Source organism: Bacillus cereus group sp. RP32 (genome assembly GCF_040459735.1).
Classification (GTDB): domain Bacteria; phylum Bacillota; class Bacilli; order Bacillales; family Bacillaceae_G; genus Bacillus_A; species Bacillus_A wiedmannii.
In genome coordinates, this window is record NZ_JARVHO010000001.1 from 247950 (window position 1) to 274176 (window position 26227).

Sequence of the window (26227 nt, forward strand, 5' to 3'; positions counted from 1 at the left end):
GATTAATAGATGAGGTGAATCGATGAATAAGAAAGCAGTACTTGTCCTAGTTATTTTTGTATTGTTTGTCGCTTCGGTTGTGAGCGGTAAATTGTACTGGAATAAGAAGATTGCGAATGCGACGGGACAGACGAGTGAAGTAACGAAAACGAAGTCTGAAGTGAAAGATAGCGGAGCGAAGAAAGCAGAGAAAAAACAAGATGCGAAGTCATCTTTTAATGAAGCATATGCGAAGAATTTACCAGATGAAGTGAAAGAGAAGTTAAAGAAAGCTGCTGAGGATAAAAAGGTGGTAAACCTTGTTATTGTTGGTGATGAAGCTTCTTCATCTGAAAAAGATGCTTGGGCAGCTAAGTTAACGGCTAATTTAGAAACTGCTTACGGTAAAGAGTTATGGAATGTGACAGTCAAGGAATATAAGGGTGAAAGTACAGACGAGTTAATCACAAATAAACGTGATAAAGAGATTGCGAAAGAAAATCCAGATGTGATTTTATTCGAGCCACCGTTTATTACTGACAATGGTAAAACTGGTAATGGAAACTCTGTTGCGAGTACACAGAAGTTTGTGCAAGCACTTTCTACTAGTGCAAAGGGTGCTACGATTATGATTCAACCACCAAACCCAGTGTATGGTGCGAAGAATTATCCGAAGGCGATTGAGGCGTTAAAGCAATTTGCGACGCAAAATGGTTATACATATGTGGATCATTGGGGAGCATGGCCTGATGCAGCAACGAAAGCTATTTTACCTTATTTAACAGAAGAGTTCGGTTTCCCAAGTGCTAAAGGGCATGAAGTTTGGGCACAATATGTAACGGATTATTTCGTTGCTAAGTAATAAAGGTACACAAAAGGTATACGAGCAATCGTATACCTTTTATAATAAGTAAGTGAATAAGAAATCCTAATATATGTAGGAGGAAAACAATGAATTCAATTCTAATCTGCGGCGGAGCTGGTTATATCGGTTCTCACGCTGTGAAAAAATTAGTAGACGAAGGTTTATCTGTAGTAGTAGTAGATAACTTACAAACTGGTCATGAGGATGCAATTACGGAAGGTGCGAAGTTTTATAATGGCGACCTTCGTGATAAAGCATTTTTAAGAGATGTTTTTAAACAAGAAAATATTGAGGCGGTTATGCATTTCGCAGCTGATTCTTTAGTTGGAGTTAGTATGGAGAAGCCTCTTCAATATTATAATAACAATGTGTATGGTGCACTTTGCTTATTAGAGGTAATGGATGAGTTTAAGGTAGATAAGTTTATTTTCTCTTCTACTGCGGCGACGTATGGTGAGGTAGATGTAGACCTTATTACTGAGGAAACGATGACAAATCCAACGAATACGTATGGAGAGACGAAGTTAGCAATCGAGAAGATGCTTCATTGGTATAGCCAAGCTTCTAATTTACGTTATAAGATTTTCAGATACTTTAACGTGGCTGGTGCAACTCCAAATGGTATTATTGGGGAAGATCACCGCCCAGAGACTCATTTAATTCCTCTTGTACTGCAAGTGGCGTTAGGTCAACGTGAGAAGATTATGATGTTTGGTGAGGATTATAATACACCAGATGGTACTTGTATCCGTGATTATATTCATGTTGAAGATTTAGTGGCAGCTCACTTCTTAGGGCTTAAAGACCTACAGAACGGCGGAGAGAGTGATTTCTATAACTTAGGAAATGGTAATGGTTTCAGTGTGAAAGAAATCGTTGATGCAGTTCGTGAAGTTACAAATCATGAAATTCCTGCTGAAGTAGCGCCACGTCGTGCGGGAGATCCAGCACGTTTAGTTGCTTCTTCTCAGAAAGCGAAAGAGAAGTTAGGATGGGATCCTAAGTATGTAAATGTGAAAACAATCATTGAGCATGCTTGGAATTGGCATCAGAAGCAACCTAATGGGTATGCTAAATAAAATATAATAAGTGAAAGAGAGGGTATTGTCGTTCAACATATGTTCGACAATACCCTCTCTTTTTTTATAAGATTTTTGCTATACTAAACTGTACTATAATACGGGATGGAAGGAGGAGAATAATGAAAATACTTGTAGTTGATGATGAATCGAGTATTCGTAATTTGATTCGGATGCAGTTGGAGATGGAAGGGTATGAAGTGTTCACGGCGGCTGATGGAAGAGAAGCTTTAGAGAAATGGAATGAAGGACCGGATGTATTAATTTTGGATGTTATGCTTCCAGATACAGATGGGTACGAGTTGCTTCGATTGTTCCGTGAGAAGAATAGGGATATTCCAGTGCTCATGTTAACTGCAAAGAGTCAGATGAATGATAAATTGCTTGGTCTGCAGCTTGGTGCGGATGATTATGTGACGAAGCCATTTAATTATGCGGAGCTTATTCTTCGGATTAAGAATATGACGCGGCGTGTGAAGAAGGCAGAGGTAACGGTAAGTCATGAAGTAATTGGGGCAGGAGAGATAACGATTTGTCCTAAGGAAAGAAAGGTACATGTTAGTGGACAAGAAATTCAGTTAACGTACAGAGAGTTTAATTTATGTCAGTTGTTTGTTTCCAATCCGCAGCGTGTATTTATGAGAGATGAGTTACTTGAGAAAGTATGGGGGTTTGAGTATATCGGAAATACGAGAGCGGTTGATATTATGGTGCAAAGACTGCGGAAGAAGCTAGGGAATAGCGGGGAATATATTAAGACAATTTATGGCGTTGGCTATAAACTAGATTGTTAAGTGGTGATGGTATGTCTTTAAAAAGAAATATGGTGTTTGGAATAGTGGGACTGTTAATCCCGATTTTTGTTCTTTTGTACGCAGTTGTTTATATTACGTTAGAAAAGAATATGTATCATAACGCGGCAAATTCTTTAGAGAAGTTAAGTGTAGAAGCACAAATTTATACGATGAATTATTTAGAGAAGGAAGCAGAGGTCGAGACGCTCGGCCCGAATTCACTTTTAATTGCTTCGTATTTAGCAAAGCGCATGGATGTACGTGTACAGATGATTGGGAAGAATGGAGATGTTGTTGCGGATACGCAAAAAGGAGCGCTTCTTCATCGGAACATTGATATTGAAAGTTCTTTGAAGGGGAAGAAGTCTTATGTTTTTGAAGAGGGAGATCCAGCTCCAATTCTTTTGTTTTCAAGCCCAGTTTATTATGGAAACGATGTCATCGGAAGTGTTCGTTTTATAAATGAGTTAACGGGTGAGAAGGAAGTTTTAACAAATGTTGGCTGGACGTTCTTAATGACGTCTCTTTGTCTCGTAGCTGCAGGTATTTTCTTTGCAATTCGTTTGGCAAAATCTCTTCATAAGCCGATTGATCAGTTAAGACAAATGGCAAAGCGGCTTGCGAATGGGGATTATAAAAGCAAGATTGAGCTAAATGAATATGTGGAAATTGCTCAGCTTTCAGCATCTTTTAATGCGATGGCCGATGGAATTGAGCTGCATATCAAGCAATTGAAAGAGGAGAAAGAGAAGCAGAAAGATTTCTTAGACCGCATTACGCATGAGCTAAAAACACCGTTAACGGCGATTATTGGCTATGTGGATTTAATTCCGAAGTTAAAGGCGAAGGAAGATGTACAAGAGAGCCTGCGATATGTGGCTGTAGAGAGTGAGCGTTTATTATCACTTGTAGAGGAATTGCTTAAGTCTTCAAAGTACGGGAAGAGTACGTTTGAAGTGTCACCTACAGTTGTGAATGTAAAGGAATTAGCCGAAGAAGCAGTTTCAATTGTGAAACCTCGTCTGCAGAAATTTGAGATTGAAGTGATAAATGAGTTAACAGATGTACATGTTGTTGCGGATTTCGATAAGACGAAACAGATTTTCTTAAACGTGCTTGATAATGCGATAAAATATAGCGATGCTACGCAAATTCGTATGAATGTAATTGTAAATGAACGTGAGGCAAAGGTTTTTATTCATGATGATGGCATTGGTATAGATGAAGGTGTGCTTGCAGAGTGGAATGAATCGCCAGAAGGGAAGGTACTGCCTTCTAGTTACGGGAATGGTTACGGTTTGTATATTTGTCAGGAGATTATGAATAAGCAGGGCGGAAGTATGCGAATTGAGAGTAGTGAAGAGATTGGTACTACAATATTTATTACATTTTTGCTTCCGAGACGGATGGAAGACATAAAAAACTTGAAAGCGGTTAAATGATACATTTATGAAACAATTATGCGGTATTTTCGAAACAACGTTTTTTTATCTTGGAGGTAGGCAGAAATGAAAAGGCTATCATTTCAAATTCTTATGTTTGTTCTTTGTATAATTGTTTCTCTTATTTTGTTTTATGTGATGGAGAAGCAAATATACAATCGAATCACAATAGTGAATGACAAACAAACTGTTTTACAAAGAGTGAATGAATCCCTGCCTACCGAAATGAAGGTTAGGCATGAAAAGTGGGGAGAAATTGTTATAACGGATGAAGTTCGTTTGCATACGATTGTTTCATTCTTTGACCGAATTCAAATAGAACCGAGAGAAGCTAAGAATCAAGAACAAGTATTTACTGGAGAAGTAACGTACTTGAATGGACATAAACGTACTTTTGCAGTAGGTGACTTGTTCCAGTACGGGGCTGATGTGTACGGAAAGAATGGTACGGACCCAATGATTTCAGCATTTCAAACGTATTTGTTAAGCCTGTATTACACACCAGAACGTATTAGTGATTTTTTTGCGTCAGCGCAGGATGTCATAGTACGCCAAGGTGATGTAGAACGTGCGATGAATCTTACGCACATACTTGATTCGATTCGGTACGCAAAGCAAATTACAGATTACGGAGAAATACAGAAATTATTACAATCACAGAATGAACCGATTGCTTATATTACCGCTTATAAAACAGGGAAGCGTATAAAGAATGAGCGAGAAGACATTCTTACTATTTCTGTGTATCCATCGTACTTTGTTGTGCAATATCTCGGCGATAATAACGGGAATGTTATGTATATGAAAAGCTCCCTCGCAAATTTATTTGTAAAGGAGAATGTGTCATGAGAAAGATAGCCTTTTTCTTTTTTTTGCTAGTAATTGGAGGAGCGATGTCTAGTTGCTCTCGAGATACAACCTCTATTAAATATAATAAAAGTGGTCTCCCTATTTTGGATGATCGTCATCTTGTTGCGTATGTAGCAGCTCGTGAGGAAGTTGGTGAAGCTTTGCTTTCATCATTTTGTAAACCACGCGGCTGTACGTATGAATTTATTCGTCTTTCGACAGAAGAGCTTCTTCGGAGGGTAGAAGAGGAAGCTGGAAATCCGAAAGCGGATATTATTATTGGCGGTACGGTAGATGCGCATCAAATGATGAAGCAAAAAAATCTATCTATTCCTGTTACGAGTCAGCATGCGAACCGTATTTCAAAAACTGTTAAAGATAAAGACGGTTATTGGTACGGTTATGAAGTGGAGAAGCTGGCAATTGCGATCAATAAAGAGCGGTGGAATGAAGAAATAGCATCGCTCGGACTTCCTTATCCATCAAGGTGGCAAGATTTATTAAATCCAGTATATAAGGGAAAAATTGTGATGCCAGATCCAAATGTCTCAGGAACAGCATATACGTTTTTTCAATCACGTATTGATACTTTAGGTGAAGTGGAAGCGAAGGAATATGTGAAGAACCTTGCAGGACAAGTTGGTGAAGTAACGGTGAATGGTTACATACCAGTGGAACTTGTTGCGAGCGGTGAGTATATGATAGGCATCAATTTCATGGGAGATCAGAGAATGCTTCAAAAACGAGGCTTTCCAATTGTAAGTATTGTACCTGAGCAAACAGGGTTATCTGTTAATGCGATTTCGAAACTAAAACGTGCACCGAATGGTATTATTGCGGATTTATTTATTGATTATTGTTTATCAGAAGAAGCGGGTCACATTTTAGAAAAAGTTTCGTTTGGCGTACCAACGATGTTTGCGAAGAACGAGAAAGAAATAGAAGGAAAGCCGGTTAGAAGAACAAACCAAAATATATCAAATAGCGGAATAATCGAGATATGGAATAGACAGCGTCTCTCTCAGAAGTGAGAAAAGGAGACGGAAATATATGTTTAAATGGCTCAAGCCAGCACCTGCAATTGAAAGATTGCCAGCGGATATGATTGACCGTGTATATCGATTACTACGTATTCGTGTATTGATGGGAATTTCAGTTGGGTATGCTGCTTATTATTTAGTTCGTAGTAACTTTACGTTATCAAGTACGTATTTAGTACAAGAATATGGATTTAGTACAGCTGAAATTGGACTACTAGGTTCAATCATGGCAATTGTTTATGGATTTAGTAAGTTCTTTATGGGTAATTTGTCAGATAAAGCTTTCGCCCAGCGCTTTATCGCAGTCGGTTTATTCTTATCAGGGCTTGTAAATATTTGTTTCGGTTTTGCATCGTCATTTGGAATGATTGTTACACTACTTGTTCTAAATGGTATTGTACAAGGTATGGGAGCACCACCTTGTAGTATCGTTATGACGAAATGGTTCTCGAAGAAAGAACGCGGTACGAAAACAGGTATTTGGAATATTTCACATAACGTTGGCGGAATGCTCGTACCACCACTTGTCGGAATTGGTGTAGCTATTTTTGGTGAAAATCATTGGCAAGGCGGCGTGTTTATTTTCCCAGCGATTATCGCAATGGTAATCTCAGTTCTTGTTTGGATTAATGCGAAGGATACACCAGAATCAGAAGGTCTTCCTCCAATTGATGAATATCGTAATGACTATGAAAATCTTGAAAAAGCAGATAATGCTAACAAGATGTCACCAAAAGAAATTTTAATGAAATATGTAGTGAAAAATAAATTTGTATGGTTCTTATGTATTGCGAATGCATTTGTTTATTTAATTCGCTTCGGTGTTATTAACTGGGTTCCACTTTATTTAACGACAGTTAAAGGTTTCTCAAAAAATGAAGCACACGCAGCGTACGCAATCTTTGAAGGTATGGCAATTCCAAGTTCATTAATCGTTGGTCTTTTAAGTGATAAATTATTTAAAGGAAAACGTATGCCATTATGTATCATTAGTATGGTCGGAGTTGTTATTGGTACGTTTGTATATTGGCAAGCAACTAGCATACTTGTTGTAAGTATTGCAGTTTCTATTATCGGTTGCTTAATTTATGTGCCACAGTTCTTAATCGGTTTAAGTGCGATGGAATTAGTACCGAAATTTGCAGTAGGTACGACAGTTGGTATGTGTGGTCTGTTCGGTTATGTAGGCGGAAGTCTTGTAGCAAACGCAGCAATCGGTGTTATTGTTGATCGTTCTGGCTGGGACGGTTGCTTCATCTTACTATTAACAGGTGCCATTTTATCAACAGTCTTCTTGTTCATCGTTCAACGTGGACATGAGAGAAAAGCTCCTAACGCGGCGTAATATTTTGTTCGAAAAGCTATCCAATTATCATTTTGGATGGCTTTTCTTATATTAATATAATCTTTCCTTAAATCTATCTTAAAAGATAATATGTCATATTCCTAATCATTGGAATTTTTGTTACAATATAAATGGATGTGTAAAACTTTGTAAAAAGAATGTAATAATATGTAATTATTTTTCAGAAAGTTTTATACAATTTTTATATTAAACTATTAAGTTATAAAAGGAGAGAGAATATGGTACCAAATACGGTTCGTACTCCAAACAAGAAGAAGAAATGGATTATTATCGGGGTTATTGCACTAATTGTTATTGTAGCAGCAGTTAATATTTTTGTAATGCAAGGGAAGAAGAAGGGCGCAACAACAGCTGATGCTGTAAGCTTTGAGAAGGTAACGGAGCGAAAGCTTAATAATACGAAGTTAATTTCTGGTCAGGTGAAACCAGGGAATATTGAAAGTTTCTATGCAGATCCGACTAAAGGAAAAGTGAAAGATATTGCAGTGAAAGAAGGACAAGAGGTAGAGAAAGGTACGAAGTTATTCTCTTATGATAATGAAGAGATTAACTTGCAAATGAAGCAAGCTGAGCTTGATCAGAAGATGGCAGATATGCGTTATGATCAAGGGAAAAAGAAAATTGATTCGTTGAAGAAAGAAATTAAGAAGGCAAAGGATAGCGGAGCTGGGAAAGAAGTAACGGATCCGATGGACGAGCAAGTAAGTGAGTTAGAGATGGCGCAAAAGACAACTGATCTTGAGAAAGAAAAAGGGAAGTTGCAAAAAGAAGAGTTAAGTAAAAAGCAGAAAGAGCTTACGATTTATAGTAATTTTACTGGTGTCGTTCAAAAGTTAGATAAAGATGCGGCGCAAAGTTCATCTCAAGCGTTAGGTGGTCAAGGGAAAGCATTTTTACAAGTGGCGTCTAAAGATCCATTCCAAGTTCAAGGGACGTTAACTGAGCTTCAAAAGTCACAAATTCAACCAGATCAAACATTTACTGTCACTGCGAAAGCAAATAGTAAGAAGAAGTGGACAGGTAAAATTACAGAGGTAAGTGAATTCCCAACGAGTGCAGAGATGGCTCAAGCTGGTGGTATGGGTGAAGCGACTCAAAATATGTCCCAATATACATATAAAGCAAGTCTTGATAGTCAAGATGGTTTATCTCCAGGTTATCACGTTTCTCTGCAAGTAAGTTTAGAGAATAAGACGATGATTGCTGTTCCAACTAAGAGCATTGTAGAAAAAGGCGATGATGCATTTGTTTATATTGAAGAGAAAGGGAAGCTTCGTAAACAAAATGTGAAAAAAGGTTCTACTGATGGAGATTGGACAGAGATTGTTGAAGGCACAAAAGTGGGGCAAAAGGTGGTTAAAAATCCTTCCGACGACGTGTATGACGGAATGGAAGTGAAAGAGAAATGATTACGTTAAATAATATTGCTAAAACGTATTATCAAGGAAAATTGGCAGTGCCGATTTTGCACGGTATTAGTTTAATGATTCAAAGCGGTGAGTTCGTTTCGATTATGGGACCGTCTGGTTCTGGTAAATCAACGCTTATGAATATTATCGGTTGTTTAGATCGTCCAACAGAAGGCGAATATATGCTGAATGATGTGAATATCTTAACAGCAGACGAGTCAAAGCTTGCTTTAATTCGTAATGAATATATTGGCTTTGTGTTCCAGCATTTTAATTTGCTGCCACGTCTTTCGGCAGTCGAAAATGTTGAACTTCCGCTCGTGTACGGTGGTGTGAAGAAAGCAGAGCGTCGTCAAAGGGCTCTGGAAGCGCTTGGTAAAGTCGGTTTGTCAGATAGGGTTCATCATTTGCCGAATGAATTATCAGGTGGACAGAAGCAGCGTGTAGCGATTGCAAGGTCGATTGCGAATAATCCAACGTTCATTATGGCTGATGAGCCTACTGGTGCGCTTGATACGAAGTCTGGTGAGCAAGTTATGGATATTTTCACAAAGCTTAATGCAGAAGGTACAACGATTGTTATGGTTACGCATGAAGAGGAAGTAGCAGCGTATTCTTCCCGCCGCATTGTACTGCGAGACGGGAAAATTACAGAAGATAGAAGGTGTGCGGTATGAGTTTACTAGATAGTATAAAAATTGCCCTATCTTCTATTTTAGCTCATAAACTGCGTTCAGCTCTTACGATGCTCGGTATTATTATCGGCGTTGGTTCTATTATTACTGTCGTTGCAATTGGGCAAGGCGGGGAAGCGATGCTGAAGTCGAAATTCGCAGGTTCTGGTGGTAATAACCTTATGCCAATTCAATTTAAACCAGATATGAATGATGAGTTTGCTATAGGCGGATTTGAAATACCAAAGTTAACAGAAGAGGATATTATGGAAGTAAAACAAGTGAAAGATGTTTCACATGTTATTACGACAAATTCGACAACAGAGATATTGGATGTAAATGATAAAAAAGCAAATCTGAATGTTATTGGTCTTGATAATGAATATTTTGCGGTTAATAAAGTAAAGGTCGTAAAGGGACGTACTTTAGGTGAATCAGATATTTCTCATGCAAATAACGTTGTGATGATTAGTACAAAAACAGAAGAGACGTTATTTAAGGACGTAAACCCAGTTGGACAAATTATTGAGATGAAGGGGCAGCCAATGCAAATTGTTGGTGTGTATACATCTGATAATGAGTTTATGGGATTTGAAATGGAAGAAGCGTTAATCCCCCTTACATTATGGCCTGTTTTATTCGGAACAGATGATATTCAAAATATCGCAATTCAAGCTAAAAATGTAGACGATTTAGAAGCAGCTGGGAAACAAGCTGTTGATGTATTAAATAGTCGTAAGCCAAGTGAGATTCCAGGTAAATATGAACTGGTGAATTTAAAAGAATTACAAGAAAATGTTTCTAAAGTCACTAGCATCATGACGATGATCATCGGCGGTATCGCTGGTATTTCATTAGTCGTTGGCGGTATCGGTGTTATGAACATTATGCTTGTATCTGTAACGGAGCGTACGCGCGAAATTGGGATACGTAAAGCGCTTGGGGCAACACGTAGTAAAATTTTATTACAATTTTTAATTGAAGCAGTCATGTTAACGCTTCTAGGTGGTTTAATCGGAATTGGTCTTGGATATGGCGGGGCATATATTGTTTCCTCATTTGCAAAATGGCCACCACTCGTTTCATGGGAGGTTGTTGTTGGAGGCGTACTGTTCTCTATGACACTTGGTATTATCTTTGGATTAATTCCAGCGAATAAAGCTGCGAAGTTAGATCCAATTGAAGCATTACGTTATGAATAAGTTAGTAGTGTAGTAGAGAGGGGCTCTCTACTACACATTACCGTTCTAGTGGGCGGTTCGTAGCCTCTATGTTGAGGAAGTGAACCGCCCGTTAGAACGGGTTATATAAATAGAAGGAGGCGTTATAATGGAAGCAAATTTGAATACGCAAAAAGCTGGCGGAGAGAAGCCAGCATTGTTCGGAATGATCACTTCTCCTGGCTTACAGTTTGAAAGAATGAAGACGACTGAGAAAGTTTGGGGCATGTTCTTCATAGTGGCACTATTACAAGGACTTGTAGGTGGTTTAAATTCGTATATTACGTATAAATCACCTGAGATGATTGAAATGCAAAAGAAATTAGGTGGTGCACTTGCAGAACAGGGCTCGCTTGTATCAAATGTAGTTTCTAGTACGATATGGGGAACAGTAGGTGTTATGATCGCAACATTCGTTGTTGCAGCTATTTATAAAGTGTTTATGATGTTTTACGGGAATGATACTTCTTATAAAAAAATAGTAATGATTATTGTATACGCGGATATTATTGTTATTATTGGTGGTCTCATTAATGGTATTATAGCTTTAATTTTAGGTGCTGCACCAACTGCGTATACAAGTTTAGGTCCGTTATTTGAGAAAGGTTCACTTGTATACGGAATCGGTAATTCAATCGAAGTGTTCTCTTTATGGAATTTAGTTTTAATTTGGTTAGGATTACAAGTTACAGCAGGATTAAGTAAAGTGAAAGCAGCTATTCCAATTATCATTTTATTCCTTATTAAGGCAGTATTCTTAGCTGCGATTGTTGTATTGATGGCAAAGTTTTTACCTGGTTTACCGGTATAATATGATTGGACTAAAAGGTGACTCTCCCAAGAGTCACCTTTTTTATTTCTACCCTTATTTCAAATACGACCAGCAGAATTTCAAATTCTACTTCGTGTAATTTAAAATTTCGGCGGTCGTATTTGAAATTACTCACAGTGAAATCGCTTCTTTATTTTTATATTGTGGAGGTACCGGCGGAATAACAAAGAGGTATACCTTTTAGAAGTGGGTACTGTGTGAAACCAGCAACTTTTAAAGAGGCAGTTGTGTTGTATGAAGGAATGATTGTAAATCAAATCAAGAAGTTAGGTATTTATCAAGATCATGAAGAGTATTATCAATGTGGTTTAATTGGACTTTGGCATGCGTATGAAAGGTATGATGCGGAGAAAGGAAGTTTTCCTGCATATGCAGTTATAACTGTGCGTGGTTATATATTAGAAAGATTGAAGAAAGAGTTTGCAGTGCAAGAAAAGTGTGTATGTGTAGGAGAATATGAGGATATCTTCCATTTTGAAGATATTGAAATGAGAGCAAAGGATTTTATGAGTGTATTAGATGAGAAGGAGAAGTATATTATTTTCGAACGTTTTTTTACAGGGAAGACGATGGGGGAGATTGCTAACGAGATGGAAATGACCTATTATCAAGTGAGGTGGGTGTATCGGCAAGCACTTGAGAAAATGCGAAATAGTTTAAGAGAATAAATATGATTATAAGAATGGAAGGCAATGGATATTGCTTTCCATTCTACTTATTCTGTTAAGGTAGTAAATGTAATAAGAGGTTTTTAAATTGTAGTGAATCTTGCATGTTCATACGTGATAATACGTATCCAGCTTTTAATAATTGCTGTTTTAACTTATGGGGACTGATATGTATTGTTGTAGTAGTGCCATTTGAAAAATGAATGTTAGCTTTTTTACTCTTTTTGAAAAATTCTATGTCATCTATATGGTTATAAAATAACCATATACAGTTTGGAGAAGAAGGAGATTCTGTCGGGAAAGCACAAATATATTCTCGATGATTAATTGGAATTGGGACATTTTGTTTAAATTTAAAGTTTGTTTGGACTGCATTACGTCTACCTTGATAAGTAGAGTGAACATTGGTTAGACAAGATTGCTTGATGAGTTGGAGAGCAGTTTGACAGGAGTAAAGATGGTTTCCGCTACTTTCGATAATTTTTGTTTGATAATAAGGGTGCTTGTAAGGTTCCAGCATCATTGTAGAATTAGAAATAATAATATCATTTTCTTCATTCATAAATTTGATTCCTCCCTTATAAATGATAGTAATACCAAATATAATTATATACGAATTAAGTAAATTAATTGTTAATATTCCGTTTCATATTGTAAATTTTGACTATTCGTTTACAATCAATAGATGTTAGTCTTTCTAATTTGCATCGCTTGTACATATATATGAAAATAGAAAAGAGTAGGCGGTGAGATAGTATGAAGAAAAAGTATATTATTATGGCTCTAGTTGTCGTGCTTCTAGTATATTTAGCAAATAGTAATCCGAGTAAAGGTGAATATACGGATTGGGCAGCGAAGCAGTTTATGAAACGTAATGATGTAAGTAAGAAGCTAGACGAAGTTCAAAAGGAAAGTGAAGAGGGTCTCCTTGGCGATTTAGCATCGGCTGGTAAGAAGTTGGCGAAAAAATATGTTGAGCCACAAGTTGGATTATTAATCGAGAATTATACAAAGCGAAATGATTATATTTTCTTCTCAACATATACGACCGAGTTTGATATAGGCGGAGAACACTATAAATATGTATGCGTCGGTTTTTCAAAAATCTTTATTCCGATTGAAATGCCGAAGAAAAAAGACGAATCTGCAAAATGATGCAGATTCGTCTTTTTGTTTATAAGTTAATTGGAACTTCAGATACGTTCTTTTCTACGAGACGGGCTCCTTTTTTTCTGGTATTTTCATTCATTGATGAAAATACAGATGAGGCAAGGATGGTATCCATTACTTGATTTACGACTTGTGCATCGACGGGTGTGATAGGTTTTTCGATAGAAAAAACAACTGTTTTTCCATCTTCTTTCGCGAAAATTAATTCTAGTACTTGCATACTTTATTTCCTCCTTTTTATTTATCGTGTTATATGCGGGGAGGGCGATCGGTGTAATCAGCGGGGGATGCCCGCCACTGATTAAAGTTCCACCTTATAGGGTAGAAAGATCTGATGTGCTAACAAGTTGTATAGCGTGAAGCGGTGATGCTTGTAAAGAAGCAAGAGCACGTGCTACGTTTTGTACTTGCTCTAAGTTTGCATTTGTTTTAACACGCTTAAATTGTTTTTGCTTAAAAGCTGTTTTTCCGTTCTTATCTAATCCATTGTTTAAGACAAGACGTAAAGTTAAGTCCATTACGATTGTTTCGACTGCCATGTTTATCACCCCCTTTCACTTTATAAATAGGGTGCAAATGTCATGTTTTGGCGTGAAATTTATTCTTTTTTTTGGTACTCTTAAAAGATTAAGAGAGGGGCTTCGGAAGAATGAAACGTAAATGGTTATTTTGGATTCCTGTTTTACTATGGATGGGGTTGATTTTCTATTCCTCGGCACAACCATATAAAAAGCAGGATATGCGCTCGGATATTGAACAATATGTAAATGTTGAGTTTGTGAAAGAGCATTTTTCATGGGTATCTATCGATTACGGCGGTGGTACACCTGTTAGCATTGCAAATAAAGGTGTAGGCGGATTTATTGAGTTTTTCCTTCGTAAAGGCGCTCATTTTATGGTGTTCTTTATGCTTGGTTCATTGACGTATTATGCTTTTCATCGATTGGGTTATTCGAGAAAAAGGTGTTTTATATACGCTCTCCTTTTCGTTGCAGGATATGCAACATTTGATGAAATTCATCAATGGACTACGGGAGATCGTACACCGATGTGGCAAGATTCATTACTGGATACATGCGGCGGATTAACAGGAATTATAATAAGTAATTGGTTTTGGAATAGAAAAAGGAGCTAATCTTTTGAGATTAGCTCCTTTTGTTTATACACCAAGTAATTCTTTTAGTTCATCTGTAGATAGTTCGGTCATCCAACTATCGGTTGTAATGACGGCGTTGTTTAAGGATTGTTTTCTCTCTAACATTTCATCAATTTTCTCTTCGAGTGTCCCCGTTGTAATAAGTTTATGAACGTGAACGAAGCGTTTTTGACCAATACGATATGCGCGGTCTGTTGCTTGGTTTTCTACAGCTGGATTCCACCAACGGTCGTAGTGAATAACATGGTTGGCAGCGGTTAAGTTTAAGCCAGTTCCACCTGCTTTTAACGATAAGATGAAAATGTCATACGTTCCGTTTTGGAACTGCTCGATCATTTTGTCACGTTCCTTCTTCGGTACACTACCGTTTAAGAAGAGGACGCGCTGACCGAAATGTTCTTCTAACACATTTTTTAGCATGTTCCCCATACCGATGTATTGTGTGAAGATTAAACAACTTTCATTTTGATCTTTTATATTTTCAATTAGTTCCATTAGCGTGCTCGTTTTCATGGAACGTTCGATGATGTCTTTTGGTTCTGTTTCTTTTAAATAAAGAGCAGGATGGTTACAAATTTGTTTAAGTTTGTTCAGCATGAGTAATATAAATCCGCGTCTTTCAATCCCGCTTAATCCTTCTACATTTTGCAATGTATCTTGAACAAGTTGCTCATATAAGGAAGCTTGTTCACCAGTAAGTGGACAGTACGCTTTCTGTTCTTGTTTATCTGGTAAGTTTAATGCGACTGTTTGATCTTTTTTCGTACGACGCAGTAAAAATGGTGAGATAAATCGTTGAACTTGTTGGATTTTTCCTTCGTCACGATCTTTTTCAATCGGTGAGACGAAGCGGCGCTGGAATTGTCCTAAGCTGCCAAGATATCCGTGATTAATGAAGTCAAAAATAGACCAAAGCTCGGAAAGTCGGTTTTCCATCGGTGTACCGGTTAAAGCGATTTTGTGAGTTGCTTGCAAGTTTCGTACTGCTTTCGACTGCTTCGTATGTGGGTTTTTAATATTTTGTGCTTCATCCAAAATAACAGCATCCCAGCATAACGTACTAAGTTCTTCTTCATCAAGTTGAGCTAATGCATAAGATGTTAATACAATATCTGCTGATTGAAGGAAGTCTTTAAATGATTCACCTTTCGCTCGGTTACTTCCATAATGTAACTGAACACGTAAATTTGGTGCGAAACGCTCAAATTCTTTTTGCCAATTTCCAAGAACAGATGTCGGTGCTACGATTAAAGCAGGGCCTGTTTGGAGATTGTTCTCTTTTATATATAGTAAGTAAGTGATCGTTTGAATACTTTTTCCAAGTCCCATGTCGTCAGCTAATAATGCTCCGAATCCAAGCGTTCTTAAATATAATAACCACTCAATGCCATGTTGTTGATACGGACGGAGTGTTGCGTTTAGTGCAGAAGGGACATCTACTTTTGGAATATCTCCAATGTGCAGTAGTTTTTGGAATAGTTCTTCATAATATCCATCTAGCTCAATTTCAATATCGGTAAATGGACTATCTTCTTCTACAATTTCTGTTTCAGCAGTGTTTGATAAATGTTGCTGAAGGACATCTTTCATTTCGAGTCCATATTTATCGGCACGGTTCATAAGCTTTCGTACTTCTTCAATAAAGGCTGGGTCCAGTCTCATCCATTGACCATTTATATTGAATAATCGTTTGTTTTGTTCAACGAGTTCGAAAAATTCGTTTTCTGATAAATCAATGCCGTTCGTTGAAATTCGCCAGTCAAAATTAACGAGTGTATTCATGCCAAAGAAAGATTGCGTTTGCGTGGCATTTTGCTTCAGCTGCACACGTAATTTTGGTTTTGTCGCTTTTAAATTTTGCCACCAGGATGGCAGTAAAATCGTAATACCTGCAGCGAGTAATTCGTTACTTGCTTCTGTTAAGAAGTTCCACGCTTCTGTTTCAAAGAGCTCACTTCGGAATGTATCGCCTTCTTTTAACCACGGTACGAGCTTACTGAATCCTTCTTGTGTTTCAAGAATACGTTCTTCATAATCGTGCCATCGTTTTGGCAAAGAATCGATACTTTCATATACATATATGCGATGTGCCCCGCGCTTTGGTGTAACAATTGTCTCAAGCTTCCACATTTCAAATTCTTCTTGCGGCTCTTGTAGCCGTAGTCCAATTGTAAAGGGAAGGTCATCTTCAATGTAACCAATTTTTCGAAGCCAATCTTCTTCATGTAGTGCTGCATCCAATTGTCTTTTCGTAAAGTCATAATGTTCATAAAGTCTCTTTGCATCTTCCCATCCGTCGTTCGAACGGTTATCTTGTAATATGCTTTCATTTACCGCGGCCGAGAAAAGAGATGCTAATGTGTCATCTTCGATTGGGGTATTTTGCAATTTCCAAGATGGTTGTTTGGGCCAACGCTCCATATCAGGTACGAAGCTACCGCTTGTGAAGGCATCCCATAATTCGTTCGCATCTTTCGTAAGTGCTGTAATAGGACCGTTCATTTGAATATGGGCAAAGGAGTTCATCGGTTTATTCGCGATGTATTCAAATGCTTGTGCGTTTGTTAGTATAACACCTTGTTTTCCTTCAAAGGTTGCTTCTTTTAGAAATGTACCGTAGAAGGAAGTAGAGTGCCATGTAAATGCATTTCGTTTCCAGCTTGTTACGGATAATGGAGTACCGCTGTCATCTTCTCCCCAAAGGAACCAACCTTGACTAACGTGCTGGAGCCTAATTGTTACTTCAGTTTGATTGATCATCGATTAATTTTCCTTTCCGTAATTCCTCTTGTAGTGCACGTAGACGTGAATGTAAGTTTGCGATGTGAATAATGAAAGCATCCCATTCATCGGTGCGCTTTAATCGTTTATATAATGTACGTAATTTCTTTAAGTAACGAACTGCACGTCTATATGATTTGCGATTTCGCTCTTCAATGGCCTCAGTAGCAGCAAGGTGATAAAGAGGGAGTGCCGCTTCTGGCGCTTCCTTTTCAATATCTTTCAGCGGCTCTTTCAAAATTTCAATTGCTTCAAACCCATGTAAGAGATGGAGTTCTGCCCATGTACGATACTGTTTTTTCGCGAGTACGTATTGTTCATAGTTTGCGAAACTATACGGTAATAGCTCTTGCAATATCATTTCGAATCCGGCTTGTTCGTTTGTATGGGTTGCATATGTTTCATACATGTTTACAAATAAGCGAACGATATCTTTGATAAAAACAGTATTTTCGTACTCATGTATCGTTTTCTTTACTTGTTTATACGTAAAGGAAAGCCAGTTTTTCGCACGATCCCATTGCATTGTATTTAATAGCTCTTCTAACCAATAGAAGTACAAACTTACAACAGAAGCAGGCTGTTTCTTTAGTAAGTCCATAGCTAATAGGTCTTCGTCATTTAAAAAGAGTAGATGAGAAGATGCTAATGCTTTGGAAAGTGGATTGATTTTCGTATCGATTCGCTTTTCTTCTTCTTGCAGTTTCTCTTTATTGTGTAAGAGTTCACTCCATATGTGACGATAAATAAAAAATCTTTCTTGCGTATAGGCGTCAGTGGAGAAGAATACTTCGTGAACGAGACGAGCTGTTTCTTGCAAAATTCCTTCAGACTCTGAAGGAATCGCTTCTGTTTGTAAGTCCCGAACGATGGATTCCACTTTATCTACAAATAAGCGAACGACGTTAACAGGCTGGTGATAAGAATACGTTTTATTTGCTTCGAAGTCCTGAATTTCTTCTAATAATTTTTGAAAGCAATAAAGCGCTGCGTGTAGCCTGAACAACTCATGTATCGCAACGATACGCGGAGCTTTCCGCTCGAGTTTCGTATAGAAGTCTGTAAAAATACTCATAAGAAAATACATTTGTTTATAAGTAAGCCGAGCTTGTTCTTTTTTAAATGTTTCATATTCGTTGTCAAAATACGATTTCCAACTTTTATAATCCGTTTCTTCAAACGCTGATGATTGCAATACTTGTCTTGCAGTTCGAATAGGAGGAAGGGAAGGTTTCGTATTATTTTTAAATAAAGTTAATACATCTCCTACTTGCCCGAAACTAGATGCTGCAGATAGTAAAACAGCGAGCATATGCTCACATTGCGTTGGTGCAAAGCAATCGCAATAGCTTTCAGCGACGTTACGAATCGGGATATGGACGCTATATACGCTGCCTGCAGCATCTACAGTTCCTGATAGCGTATAACCATCAAAGTCAACGTTGTAGACAACACCACTACGATATAGGTGCCGAGCTGTAGCGACATGTTCCTGATCAGCTGTTTGCTGTGGATCTAGTCCTTGAACGAACTCATTCGCAATCATCATAATTTCATCTTTCGTAATTGAGTGTTGCAGCATAATATTCCTCCGTACACATATTTCTTTCCTTTACCATTATAAACAAAAAATGCTCAAAACAGAAAAAATGAAATTTGGATTACATAAATTGAAAATCATGGTAATATATATAGTGTTAATTTTGTATATTACTATATATGTATAGGGGGAGAAATGGTTTGTCAGATTTACAGACGAAGTTAGGCAGTGGAATGAATAAGTTACAAGAAGGAATTGAGCAAGGGAAGATGAAGTTACAAGTTGCGCAAGAAATCGCTCAACTGAAAAAAGAAATGCAAGTGCAAATGCAGAAAAAGGCAGAGGTTCTATTAGAGATTGGACAACGAGTCTACGTTCAATTAAGAGGAAACGGAGTAGATGAAGCGAGCCTACAAGAAAGGATTGCTCCAGTTCAAGAATTTGATGTAGCTATTTATCAAGCAAGAAAACGCATTGTTGAACTGCAAAAGCAACAAGGCGAGAAAGCTACATGTGAATGTGGTGGACCTTTATCAATAAATGATAAGTTTTGTGGTTCGTGTGGAAAGCCTAATCCAATGTTAGCGATAGAACATGAAGGTGAAACGACAAATTGTATTTCATGTAATGAACATATCGATCAAAACTCTACTTACTGTCCGGTTTGTGGGATTAAGCAAAGTGGGGAGTGAATTAGATGTATTGTCGCACATGTGGAAATCAACATGGTGAAGAGGTAAACTATTGCCCTAACGAAGGAAGTATGGAGATTGCAGGAGCTATAGAGGCAGTAACGTTAGAACAAGATACTGCAAAATACTGCAAAGGTTGTGGCAGTGAAAATGCTCAGCAAAATTTATATTGCCAAAAGTGTGGGCATTCTTTATTTATTGTGAAGAAAAAGGAACAATCTATCAAATTGCCTACAATGGATGGTACGCCTGAAGTTAAATTTACAGCAGATAAAGCTGTTTTAAAAACAGGTTTTATTGGTGGGGCTGTTGCAAGTATTCTCATGTTAATTGCTGGTTGGATTGGTAGTGTATTATTTGCTTCTATATTAAGTGAGATGTTTAGTAAATTTGTGAAAGAATTAGAAATGTTGCCAAGCTTTTATTCGAGTGCAACTTCTACGATGTTAAATTATCATTTACTTAGTTTTACAGCTAGCGACGATAGCGGATTGATATTTTCTTTATCATGGCATACTCCATTTACATTACTATTAATCATTCCATTTATGATTTTCGCTGGTACAGGAATTTGGTTAGGAAAGCAGCGTGTTGCAAAAACGATTAAGGATCAAATCTTTATAGCAGCAACAGTTGGTATTATTTATGGTGTCTTTTTATTCATTATAAGTTTTATAGCATCACAATCTTTCGTAATTCCATTTTCAGAAGCAGGTAAGATTACGGTTGGCTATTCAGCGATTAAGAGTTTACTGAGTGGTTTTGTATGTGGGACATTATTTACCTTAATAGGATTTATTGCTCATACAAGCAAAAATAATATGGCAGCAGCATTTCAAGAGTTAATGCCATATGGAGCGTCTGTTTATTACGGTATTTCAGCCATGATAAAAGGACTTTTAGTAACAGCAGTAGTAGTTTGTATTATGGCGTTAGTAAATAAGGAAGACAGTATTGAACCATTAAAAGAAATAACAACTTTAAAATCTGAAAGTACATTATTAGCATTAGAGTTAACACCTCAATTATGGAGTATGGCTCATTTTGCTCCGTTAGAAGTATCAAGTCCAGCACTTAGTAAGGAGTTTACTGGAATTGGTAAGAAATCAAAATCATCTGAGAGCACATTATCGTTTTCATTTATATCAGGCATCTCTGTAAATGGCGTAGTGGTTAGAGATATAATGATTTCAAAAGGAGCAAGTCAGGAAAGCCTTGCTGAATTTGATGAAGTGAATAATGTATTCCATTACGGTTTATTACTGCTTATTATTCCATTGTTTCTTATGTTTAGAGCGGGAAGAAAGTTAGCTGAATTATCGACTGCCAATATGTATATTACATTAGCAGTATGCAGTGGCTCTTACACAATTATGATGATTGTAATGAATATGATTTCTAAGTTCCAAATTGATGTTTCAGGGACTGTAACAAGTTTGTTTGGAACAAGTGGAACGGTATTATCTATGCAAAATTCATTTGTATATTTAACTTTGTGTAGTTTTATTGTGACATATGTAGCAGCATTTGTTGGAATGAAGTTAGCTAAAAAATAGGAGGAGAGCACGTTGAAGTTTTGTGGAACATGTAAAAAGAACGTTGCAGACCATTTGAACTTTTGTCCTGAGTGTGGGAGTAAAGTAGAAGTAATCGTCGATAACACTGCCGCTTCATATACAGAAGTACAAAGCGAGACACAACCAGTGAAAAGTAAGAAAAATTTATTTTCAATTATTGGTTTTGCCATTATTATTATTTTATTATTTGGGGCATATAAATTTGGAGCATATAAGTTTTCAAAAGAAAAGCAAATAAATGTAATGATTGAAGCATTCCAAAAGAAAGATATTAATGCAATTGATGAGTTTGTGAAAGCAAATGATTCAAGCTTAAAGATTAAGACAGAGGATATTAAAGCGTACATGCGTTACTTAAAAGAGAACCCTTCTTACAATAAACAATTATTGTCTTATTTACAGAAAGAGACAGTAGATCAAAAGTTAACAAAGGATAAAAATTCGTTTAAAGATGGGGAAATTGTAGCAGAGGGAAAAGAGTGGTTCTTATATCCAAAGTATAAGTTTAGCATGAAATCTTATTATATGAGTGTTAGTACAACTGCAAAGAATGCGGAAATATATGTGAATGATAAAAAAGAAACAGAACTTTCTAGTGATAAAACTTCGAAAGAGTTAGGGCCATACTTCCCAGGTACGTATGTTGTCAAGGCAACAGCGAAGACAGAACTTACTGAATTAGAAACGGAGAAAGAAGTAGATTTAGCAGATGAACAGAGCGAGAAAGTGAGTGTAGATTTATCGCTTGAAGGAAAGTATGTAAGCATTTCTTCTGATGAAAATGATGCAACCGTATTTGTAAATGGTAAAAAACGTGGAAAATTAAGTTATGGTAATTATAAACTGGGTCCTGTATCCACAGATGAAACAGTAGAAGTACATTTAGAGAAAACTACTGATTTTGGTGTAATAAAATCTGAAAGTATTAAAATTGGAGACCAAAGCACGTATTACTTAAAATTCCCGAAAGAAACATCAAGCTCAGCAGTTGGTGATTTTGTACGAAATCACATTTATAATAACGTACGTGCGATTTCGTTAAATGATTTTAGTTTAATTGAAAATGATTATGATAAGAGCGGGAAATCGTACAAGGAAGACCGTGATTACATACAGTATCTACACAAAAAAGGAATTACAGAAGACTTATTAACGATGGATGTTCGTAATGTAGAACGTCAAAGTGCTACGAAATATAAAGTAACGACATATGAAGAGTACCATATTCGTTACGGTGATGGGTCTGTAAAGTTCAAAAGCTTTAATAATGACCATATCGTTACTGTTAATGGAAATGGAAAGGTGCTATATCATTCTCTGGGTGCCAATAATACGTTGAAATCAGAGGAAGTATCTGGTCCGAACCGTTAATAAAAAGACTATCTCATATAATTGAGATAGTCTTTTTTCGATTATGAGCGCGTTTCCTTTAATATCGCTTGCACATATGGATCATGTAATATTTGTTCTATAATTGGTAACATGTTTTGTTTGAATGGAATATCGATAGGAAATGGCTTTTGTGAGCCGGGTTTGATTCCATATTGGACAATTTTGTAATGTGTATTTTCTTCAGAGCTGAGCACAACTAATTTATATCGATTGTCATTGCCAGCGAGTGAAAAGTCGATGGAAGTAGCGTCGTATGTTACTTCATCTTTATATATATACGGTTTTGGTGTACCGATCCAGTCTATTTTTGCTTGTACATTCATGAACATAACCTCCTTATAGTTATTATAAAAAAATAAAAGCCAGCTCTCAACAAAGAGAACCGGCTTTAGCAGTCATTGGTTATTTTAAAATTTTCACTTTAACAGTTTTGCGTCCCCATTTTTGAGCAGCGCTATCTGATCCAAGTAGGATGTCGATACGGTTACCTTTAATTGCACCGCCAGTATCTCCAGCGATAGCTTCTCCGTAACCTTCTACCCATACTTTAGATCCTAATGGGATTACTTTCGGGTCAACAGCGATCATTTTCATGTTTGGGTTCGCTGTTAAGTCATGACCCATTGCAGTTAATACACGGCCACCGTATGTGCCACCGTTTTCGCTCGGATGAGCTGTATATGCTGTAGCTACAACTGTTAACTCACGACCACCAGAAGGTGTGCTAGTTTCAGCAGCTTTCACAGCAGGCTTAGCAGCTGGTTTTGCTTGTGCTGCAGGTGCTTGTGCTTTAGCTGGTGCTACAGTTTTAGCAGGAGCAGGTTGTTCTTGTTTCTCGATAACAGGCGCTGTGCCTGTTAAGAAAGGAACGTGAACATAAGCTGTTTTCCCGTTATATTCAAATTGTAACCACTCATTTTTTACTTGGTTCGTTGTTTCGATCATATCGTCTTTCTTCAACGTTCCAAGAATTTCTGAGTTTGTGTTCGCTTCAGCACGTACGTTTAATACGTTAGCTGTTACGTAGTAGATGCTTTTTGTGAACTCTGCACTTACGAATGCGTCTTTACCATCTAAAGTGATTTTTGACCATCCGTTCTCTGTATTTTGAACATCTATTTTATTACCGTTTAGTAATTTACCGACAACTTTTGATTCAGTAGTAGGGTTTTCACGTACATTTAGTACGTCTGTTGTTACAACAGTTTCTGCATTAGCAGATGATGTGAAAATCCCAAGACCAAAAACTGCTGCTGTTGCTATTCCAATTAATTTTTTCATGATAGCCTCCATTGCGTTTGTTTTCGTGTCCTCATTATAGCAACAGATTTTTTCGGATTTCGGGAAAACACACAATTACAAACCATTCGTAATCAGTCGTTAACATCCTGTAATATAACAAAAAATATAGGAAAGCGTTTTTCATTCTATGTGATTAGTAGGTTTCTACTTATATTCAAAATATTTAATACAACATATATTTTTCGGCGTAAATAAAAATATTACAGAAGTGTTACATGATGTTTACTAAACGGTTACATTCCTTGAGTATTTTGCCGTTTTATGGGTAATATAGTTATATAAACATAAACATTTCGTTTGTGAAACTATAAACACGTGCTATATACTAGCAAAAAAACCGCATAATTGTTACAAAAAGAAAGGGTTGCAAGGAAGAAAAATGCCCTTTTTTACATCTGTAACACATCCTTTTTTGGGAAAATACATTCCCATCCGCATTTTTCTCACACAATTTGACAGCAGTATTTCGATCTTGTAGCTCTTGCAGAGTGAAAAGGTTATACGGAAGGTAAGGCTGTCCATAAGAATTCGAATTGGTGAAGGTGAAAGTAAGAAAATCACCGTAAAATTATAGTTTTCTATCCGATTTTACATATCGGAATTTATGTTATTTACAAAAGTGAAACCTACGAAGGGGGATTTGATGAGGAAACTGACAAAAACATTCATCGTATCATTAACATTATGTATTGCATTTACAATTTGGGGGATTATTCCCGAATCTATTATTGGAAAAGGTAGCTTAGGAAATGTAACAACCGCAATTCAAACTGCATTAGTTAGTAAGTTTGGATGGTTCTATATTATTTCTGTTTCTATTATATTAAGTGTGTCTATCTTTTTAATTGTTTCGAAATACGGTTCTATTCGTTTAGGTAAAGATGATGATGAACCTGATTATAGTTATATGACATGGTTTGCTATGCTATTTAGCGCTGGTATGGGTATCGGTTTAGTTTTCTGGGGCGTTGCCGAACCATTAAACCATTTGTACGCACCTCCGTTTGGAGAAGGTGCAACTGAGGAAAGTGCGCGTCTTGCACTACGTTTTTCATTTTTCCATTGGGGATTACATCCGTGGGGACTATATGCATTTGTAGCGCTGTGTATTGCTTACTTTACTTTTAGAAAAGGAAAAGCAAGTACGATTAGTGCGACAGTAGGTCCGTTATTTAAAGGCGGGGAGCATGGACGTATTGCTCATTCATTTGATGTGTTAGCTGTTTTCGCAACTGTGTTTGGTGTTGCAACATCATTAGGTCTTGGTGCGAAACAAATTGCTGGTGGTGTTAGTTATTTAACATCTATCCCGAATTCATTGCCGACACAGTTAGTTATTATTGCAATCGTAACCGTTCTTTTCATGTTATCTGCGCAAACAGGTCTTGATAAAGGAATTAAATATTTAAGTAATGCGAATATTATTTTGGCGTTTGCACTTATGATTATTGTATTATTTGCAGGTCCAACAAACTTTATTATGAATTACTTCACTTCAACAATCGGTTCTTATATTCAGGAATTGCCAAGCATGAGCTTCCGTTTAAGTCCATTAGATGAAGGCGGAAATCAATGGATTCAGTCATGGACAATTTTCTATTGGGCATGGTGGATTGCATGGTCACCATTCGTAGGTACGTTTATTGCACGTGTTTCACGAGGACGTACGATTCGTGAGTTTGTTATCGGTGTGTTACTCGTACCGACCGTAATTGGTGCACTTTGGTTCTCTGTTTTTGGCGGGACTGGTATTCATATGGAGCTGTTTGGTGATGCTCATATCTTCGACAAAGTGAAAGAGATGGGAACAGAAGTAGGGTTATTCGCTATGTTTGATCAGATGGGAAGCTTTGGATCAGCTTTATCGGTATTAGGTATTCTGCTTATTGCAACATTCTTTATTACATCTGCAGACTCTGCGACATTCGTTTTAGGGATGTTAACGACACATGGTAGTTTAAATCCACCAAACCGCATTAAAATGGTTTGGGGTATCGTTTTAGCATCGATAGCTTCTACCTTATTATATGTTGGTGGATTAGAAGCACTGCAAACGGCAGCTATTATTGCGGCATTCCCATTCGTCTTCGTTATTTTCTTTATGATGGCAGCATTATTTAAAGAGTTACAAAAAGAAGGACGTATGAAGCGTCATTAATAATAGAAGGAAAAAGGGCTGATTATGTATCAGCTCTTTTTTATATAGAAGGAATTTTAACTGCAAGTCAGGGAAATAAAATACTTTACTATGTAAGTAGTATGCCTTTTATGTGAAGATAAATCGATGAATTTCGACAATGTTCGATATCTTGCGGATTCTATTTGTATTTTTGACAAAAAATTGTCGGAAATGTGTTGTCACGTTTATGTATATGTGCTATATTATTTCCTGTAAGCGAT

Annotated in this window: 25 protein-coding genes; 18 read left to right on the forward strand and 7 right to left on the reverse strand. The window is 37.1% G+C overall.

The window, feature by feature from the left end:
* Positions 1-22: 22 nt before the first annotated feature.
* The 12 genes from QCI46_RS01175 to QCI46_RS01230 all read left to right on the forward strand — a co-directional run bounded on the left by QCI46_RS01175 (position 23) and on the right by QCI46_RS01230 (position 12217).
* Complete coding sequence (locus tag QCI46_RS01175; protein WP_353839419.1) at positions 23-841, forward strand: SGNH/GDSL hydrolase family protein; 819 nt, start codon at positions 23-25, stop codon at positions 839-841.
* A gap of 89 nt (positions 842-930) precedes the next feature.
* Positions 931-1923, forward strand: a complete 993-nt coding sequence (gene galE / locus QCI46_RS01180; RefSeq protein ID WP_001084638.1) for a UDP-glucose 4-epimerase GalE — start codon at positions 931-933, stop codon at positions 1921-1923.
* A gap of 122 nt (positions 1924-2045) precedes the next feature.
* Complete coding sequence (locus tag QCI46_RS01185; protein ID WP_137053281.1) at positions 2046-2717, forward strand: response regulator transcription factor; 672 nt, start codon at positions 2046-2048, stop codon at positions 2715-2717.
* An 11-nt stretch (positions 2718-2728) separates the two neighbouring features.
* Complete coding sequence (locus tag QCI46_RS01190; protein ID WP_353839420.1) at positions 2729-4159, forward strand: HAMP domain-containing sensor histidine kinase; 1431 nt, start codon at positions 2729-2731, stop codon at positions 4157-4159.
* 66 nt (positions 4160-4225) lie between these two features.
* Complete coding sequence (locus QCI46_RS01195) at positions 4226-5008, forward strand: DUF3919 family protein (RefSeq protein ID WP_048542611.1); 783 nt, start codon at positions 4226-4228, stop codon at positions 5006-5008.
* Positions 5005-6039, forward strand: a complete 1035-nt coding sequence (locus tag QCI46_RS01200; RefSeq protein WP_353839421.1) for an ABC transporter substrate-binding protein — start codon at positions 5005-5007, stop codon at positions 6037-6039. Before QCI46_RS01195 ends, QCI46_RS01200 begins: the two co-directional genes overlap by 4 nt.
* 19 nt (positions 6040-6058) lie before the next feature.
* Positions 6059-7393: an MFS transporter gene (pgtP, locus tag QCI46_RS01205; protein ID WP_353839422.1), complete on the forward strand. Its 1335-nt coding sequence runs from the start codon at positions 6059-6061 to the stop codon at positions 7391-7393.
* Positions 7394-7632: 239 nt separating this feature from the next.
* Positions 7633-8823 (forward strand): efflux RND transporter periplasmic adaptor subunit, encoded by a 1191-nt coding sequence (locus QCI46_RS01210; RefSeq protein ID WP_353839423.1) that lies wholly within the window; start codon positions 7633-7635, stop codon positions 8821-8823.
* A complete protein-coding gene (locus tag QCI46_RS01215) occupies positions 8820-9500 on the forward strand; it encodes an ABC transporter ATP-binding protein (protein ID WP_353839424.1) in 681 nt (226 codons plus the stop codon). The genes QCI46_RS01210 and QCI46_RS01215 overlap by 4 nt, the downstream gene beginning before the upstream one ends.
* Positions 9497-10699 carry an ABC transporter permease gene (locus QCI46_RS01220; RefSeq protein WP_353839425.1) on the forward strand — a complete coding sequence of 401 codons (1203 nt, stop codon included), beginning with the start codon at positions 9497-9499 and terminating at the stop codon, positions 10697-10699. Before QCI46_RS01215 ends, QCI46_RS01220 begins: the two co-directional genes overlap by 4 nt.
* 127 nt (positions 10700-10826) lie before the next feature.
* Positions 10827-11528 (forward strand): YknW family membrane protein, encoded by a 702-nt coding sequence (gene yknW, locus QCI46_RS01225; RefSeq protein ID WP_353839426.1) that lies wholly within the window; start codon positions 10827-10829, stop codon positions 11526-11528.
* Positions 11529-11746: 218 nt separating this feature from the next.
* Positions 11747-12217: a sigma-70 family RNA polymerase sigma factor gene (locus QCI46_RS01230; RefSeq protein ID WP_353839427.1), complete on the forward strand. Its 471-nt coding sequence runs from the start codon at positions 11747-11749 to the stop codon at positions 12215-12217.
* Positions 12218-12272: 55 nt separating this feature from the next.
* On the opposite strand, the gene QCI46_RS01235 is transcribed toward QCI46_RS01230, so the two are convergent.
* On the reverse strand, positions 12273-12779 hold the full coding sequence (locus tag QCI46_RS01235) for a competence protein ComK (RefSeq protein ID WP_001001399.1): 507 nt from the start codon (positions 12777-12779) through the stop codon (positions 12273-12275).
* A gap of 194 nt (positions 12780-12973) precedes the next feature.
* Between QCI46_RS01235 and QCI46_RS01240 the strand changes: the two genes are divergently transcribed.
* The gene (locus QCI46_RS01240) at positions 12974-13372 is read left to right on the forward strand and encodes a DUF4359 domain-containing protein (protein ID WP_353839428.1); all 399 of its coding nucleotides are present in this window, start codon (positions 12974-12976) and stop codon (positions 13370-13372) included.
* A gap of 19 nt (positions 13373-13391) precedes the next feature.
* Here the strand turns inward: QCI46_RS01240 and QCI46_RS01245 are convergent, their stop codons facing one another.
* Together QCI46_RS01245 and QCI46_RS01250 are read right to left on the reverse strand one after the other, a co-directional pair.
* Complete coding sequence (locus QCI46_RS01245) at positions 13392-13607, reverse strand: DUF2922 domain-containing protein (RefSeq protein ID WP_353839429.1); 216 nt, start codon at positions 13605-13607, stop codon at positions 13392-13394.
* Between the two features lie 94 nt (positions 13608-13701).
* Positions 13702-13926 (reverse strand): DUF1659 domain-containing protein, encoded by a 225-nt coding sequence (locus QCI46_RS01250; protein WP_353839430.1) that lies wholly within the window; start codon positions 13924-13926, stop codon positions 13702-13704.
* Positions 13927-14036: 110 nt separating this feature from the next.
* Between QCI46_RS01250 and QCI46_RS01255 the strand changes: the two genes are divergently transcribed.
* Positions 14037-14522, forward strand: coding sequence for a VanZ family protein (locus QCI46_RS01255; protein ID WP_088064833.1), 486 nt, complete (start codon positions 14037-14039; stop codon positions 14520-14522).
* A 24-nt stretch (positions 14523-14546) separates the two neighbouring features.
* Here QCI46_RS01255 and QCI46_RS01260 read toward each other — a convergent pair whose 3' ends face one another.
* Together QCI46_RS01260 and QCI46_RS01265 are read right to left on the reverse strand one after the other, a co-directional pair.
* Positions 14547-17303 carry a DEAD/DEAH box helicase gene (locus QCI46_RS01260; RefSeq protein ID WP_353839431.1) on the reverse strand — a complete coding sequence of 919 codons (2757 nt, stop codon included), beginning with the start codon at positions 17301-17303 and terminating at the stop codon, positions 14547-14549.
* Entirely contained in the window at positions 17287-18906 is a 1620-nt protein-coding gene (locus QCI46_RS01265; protein WP_353839432.1) for an SWIM zinc finger family protein, read from the reverse strand. Before QCI46_RS01265 ends, QCI46_RS01260 begins: the two co-directional genes overlap by 17 nt.
* 158 nt (positions 18907-19064) lie before the next feature.
* On the opposite strand from QCI46_RS01265, the gene QCI46_RS01270 reads away from it, so the two are divergent.
* The 3 genes from QCI46_RS01270 to QCI46_RS01280 are packed head-to-tail and all read left to right on the forward strand — an operon-like array spanning position 19065 to position 22504.
* Positions 19065-19556: a zinc ribbon domain-containing protein gene (locus QCI46_RS01270; protein ID WP_327959616.1), complete on the forward strand. Its 492-nt coding sequence runs from the start codon at positions 19065-19067 to the stop codon at positions 19554-19556.
* 5 nt (positions 19557-19561) lie between these two features.
* Positions 19562-21112, forward strand: a complete 1551-nt coding sequence (locus QCI46_RS01275; protein WP_327959615.1) for a zinc ribbon domain-containing protein — start codon at positions 19562-19564, stop codon at positions 21110-21112.
* 12 nt (positions 21113-21124) lie between these two features.
* The gene (locus QCI46_RS01280; RefSeq protein ID WP_353839433.1) at positions 21125-22504 is read left to right on the forward strand and encodes a zinc ribbon domain-containing protein; all 1380 of its coding nucleotides are present in this window, start codon (positions 21125-21127) and stop codon (positions 22502-22504) included.
* Positions 22505-22545: 41 nt separating this feature from the next.
* Here the strand turns inward: QCI46_RS01280 and QCI46_RS01285 are convergent, their stop codons facing one another.
* On the reverse strand, positions 22546-22848 hold the full coding sequence (locus tag QCI46_RS01285; protein WP_327959613.1) for a DUF3910 family protein: 303 nt from the start codon (positions 22846-22848) through the stop codon (positions 22546-22548).
* A gap of 79 nt (positions 22849-22927) precedes the next feature.
* Positions 22928-23806 carry a cell wall-binding protein EntA gene (locus tag QCI46_RS01290; RefSeq protein WP_353839434.1) on the reverse strand — a complete coding sequence of 293 codons (879 nt, stop codon included), beginning with the start codon at positions 23804-23806 and terminating at the stop codon, positions 22928-22930.
* Between the two features lie 664 nt (positions 23807-24470).
* On the opposite strand from QCI46_RS01290, the gene opuD reads away from it, so the two are divergent.
* On the forward strand, positions 24471-25985 hold the full coding sequence (opuD, locus tag QCI46_RS01295) for a glycine betaine transporter OpuD (protein WP_353839435.1): 1515 nt from the start codon (positions 24471-24473) through the stop codon (positions 25983-25985).
* Positions 25986-26227 lie beyond the last annotated feature (242 nt).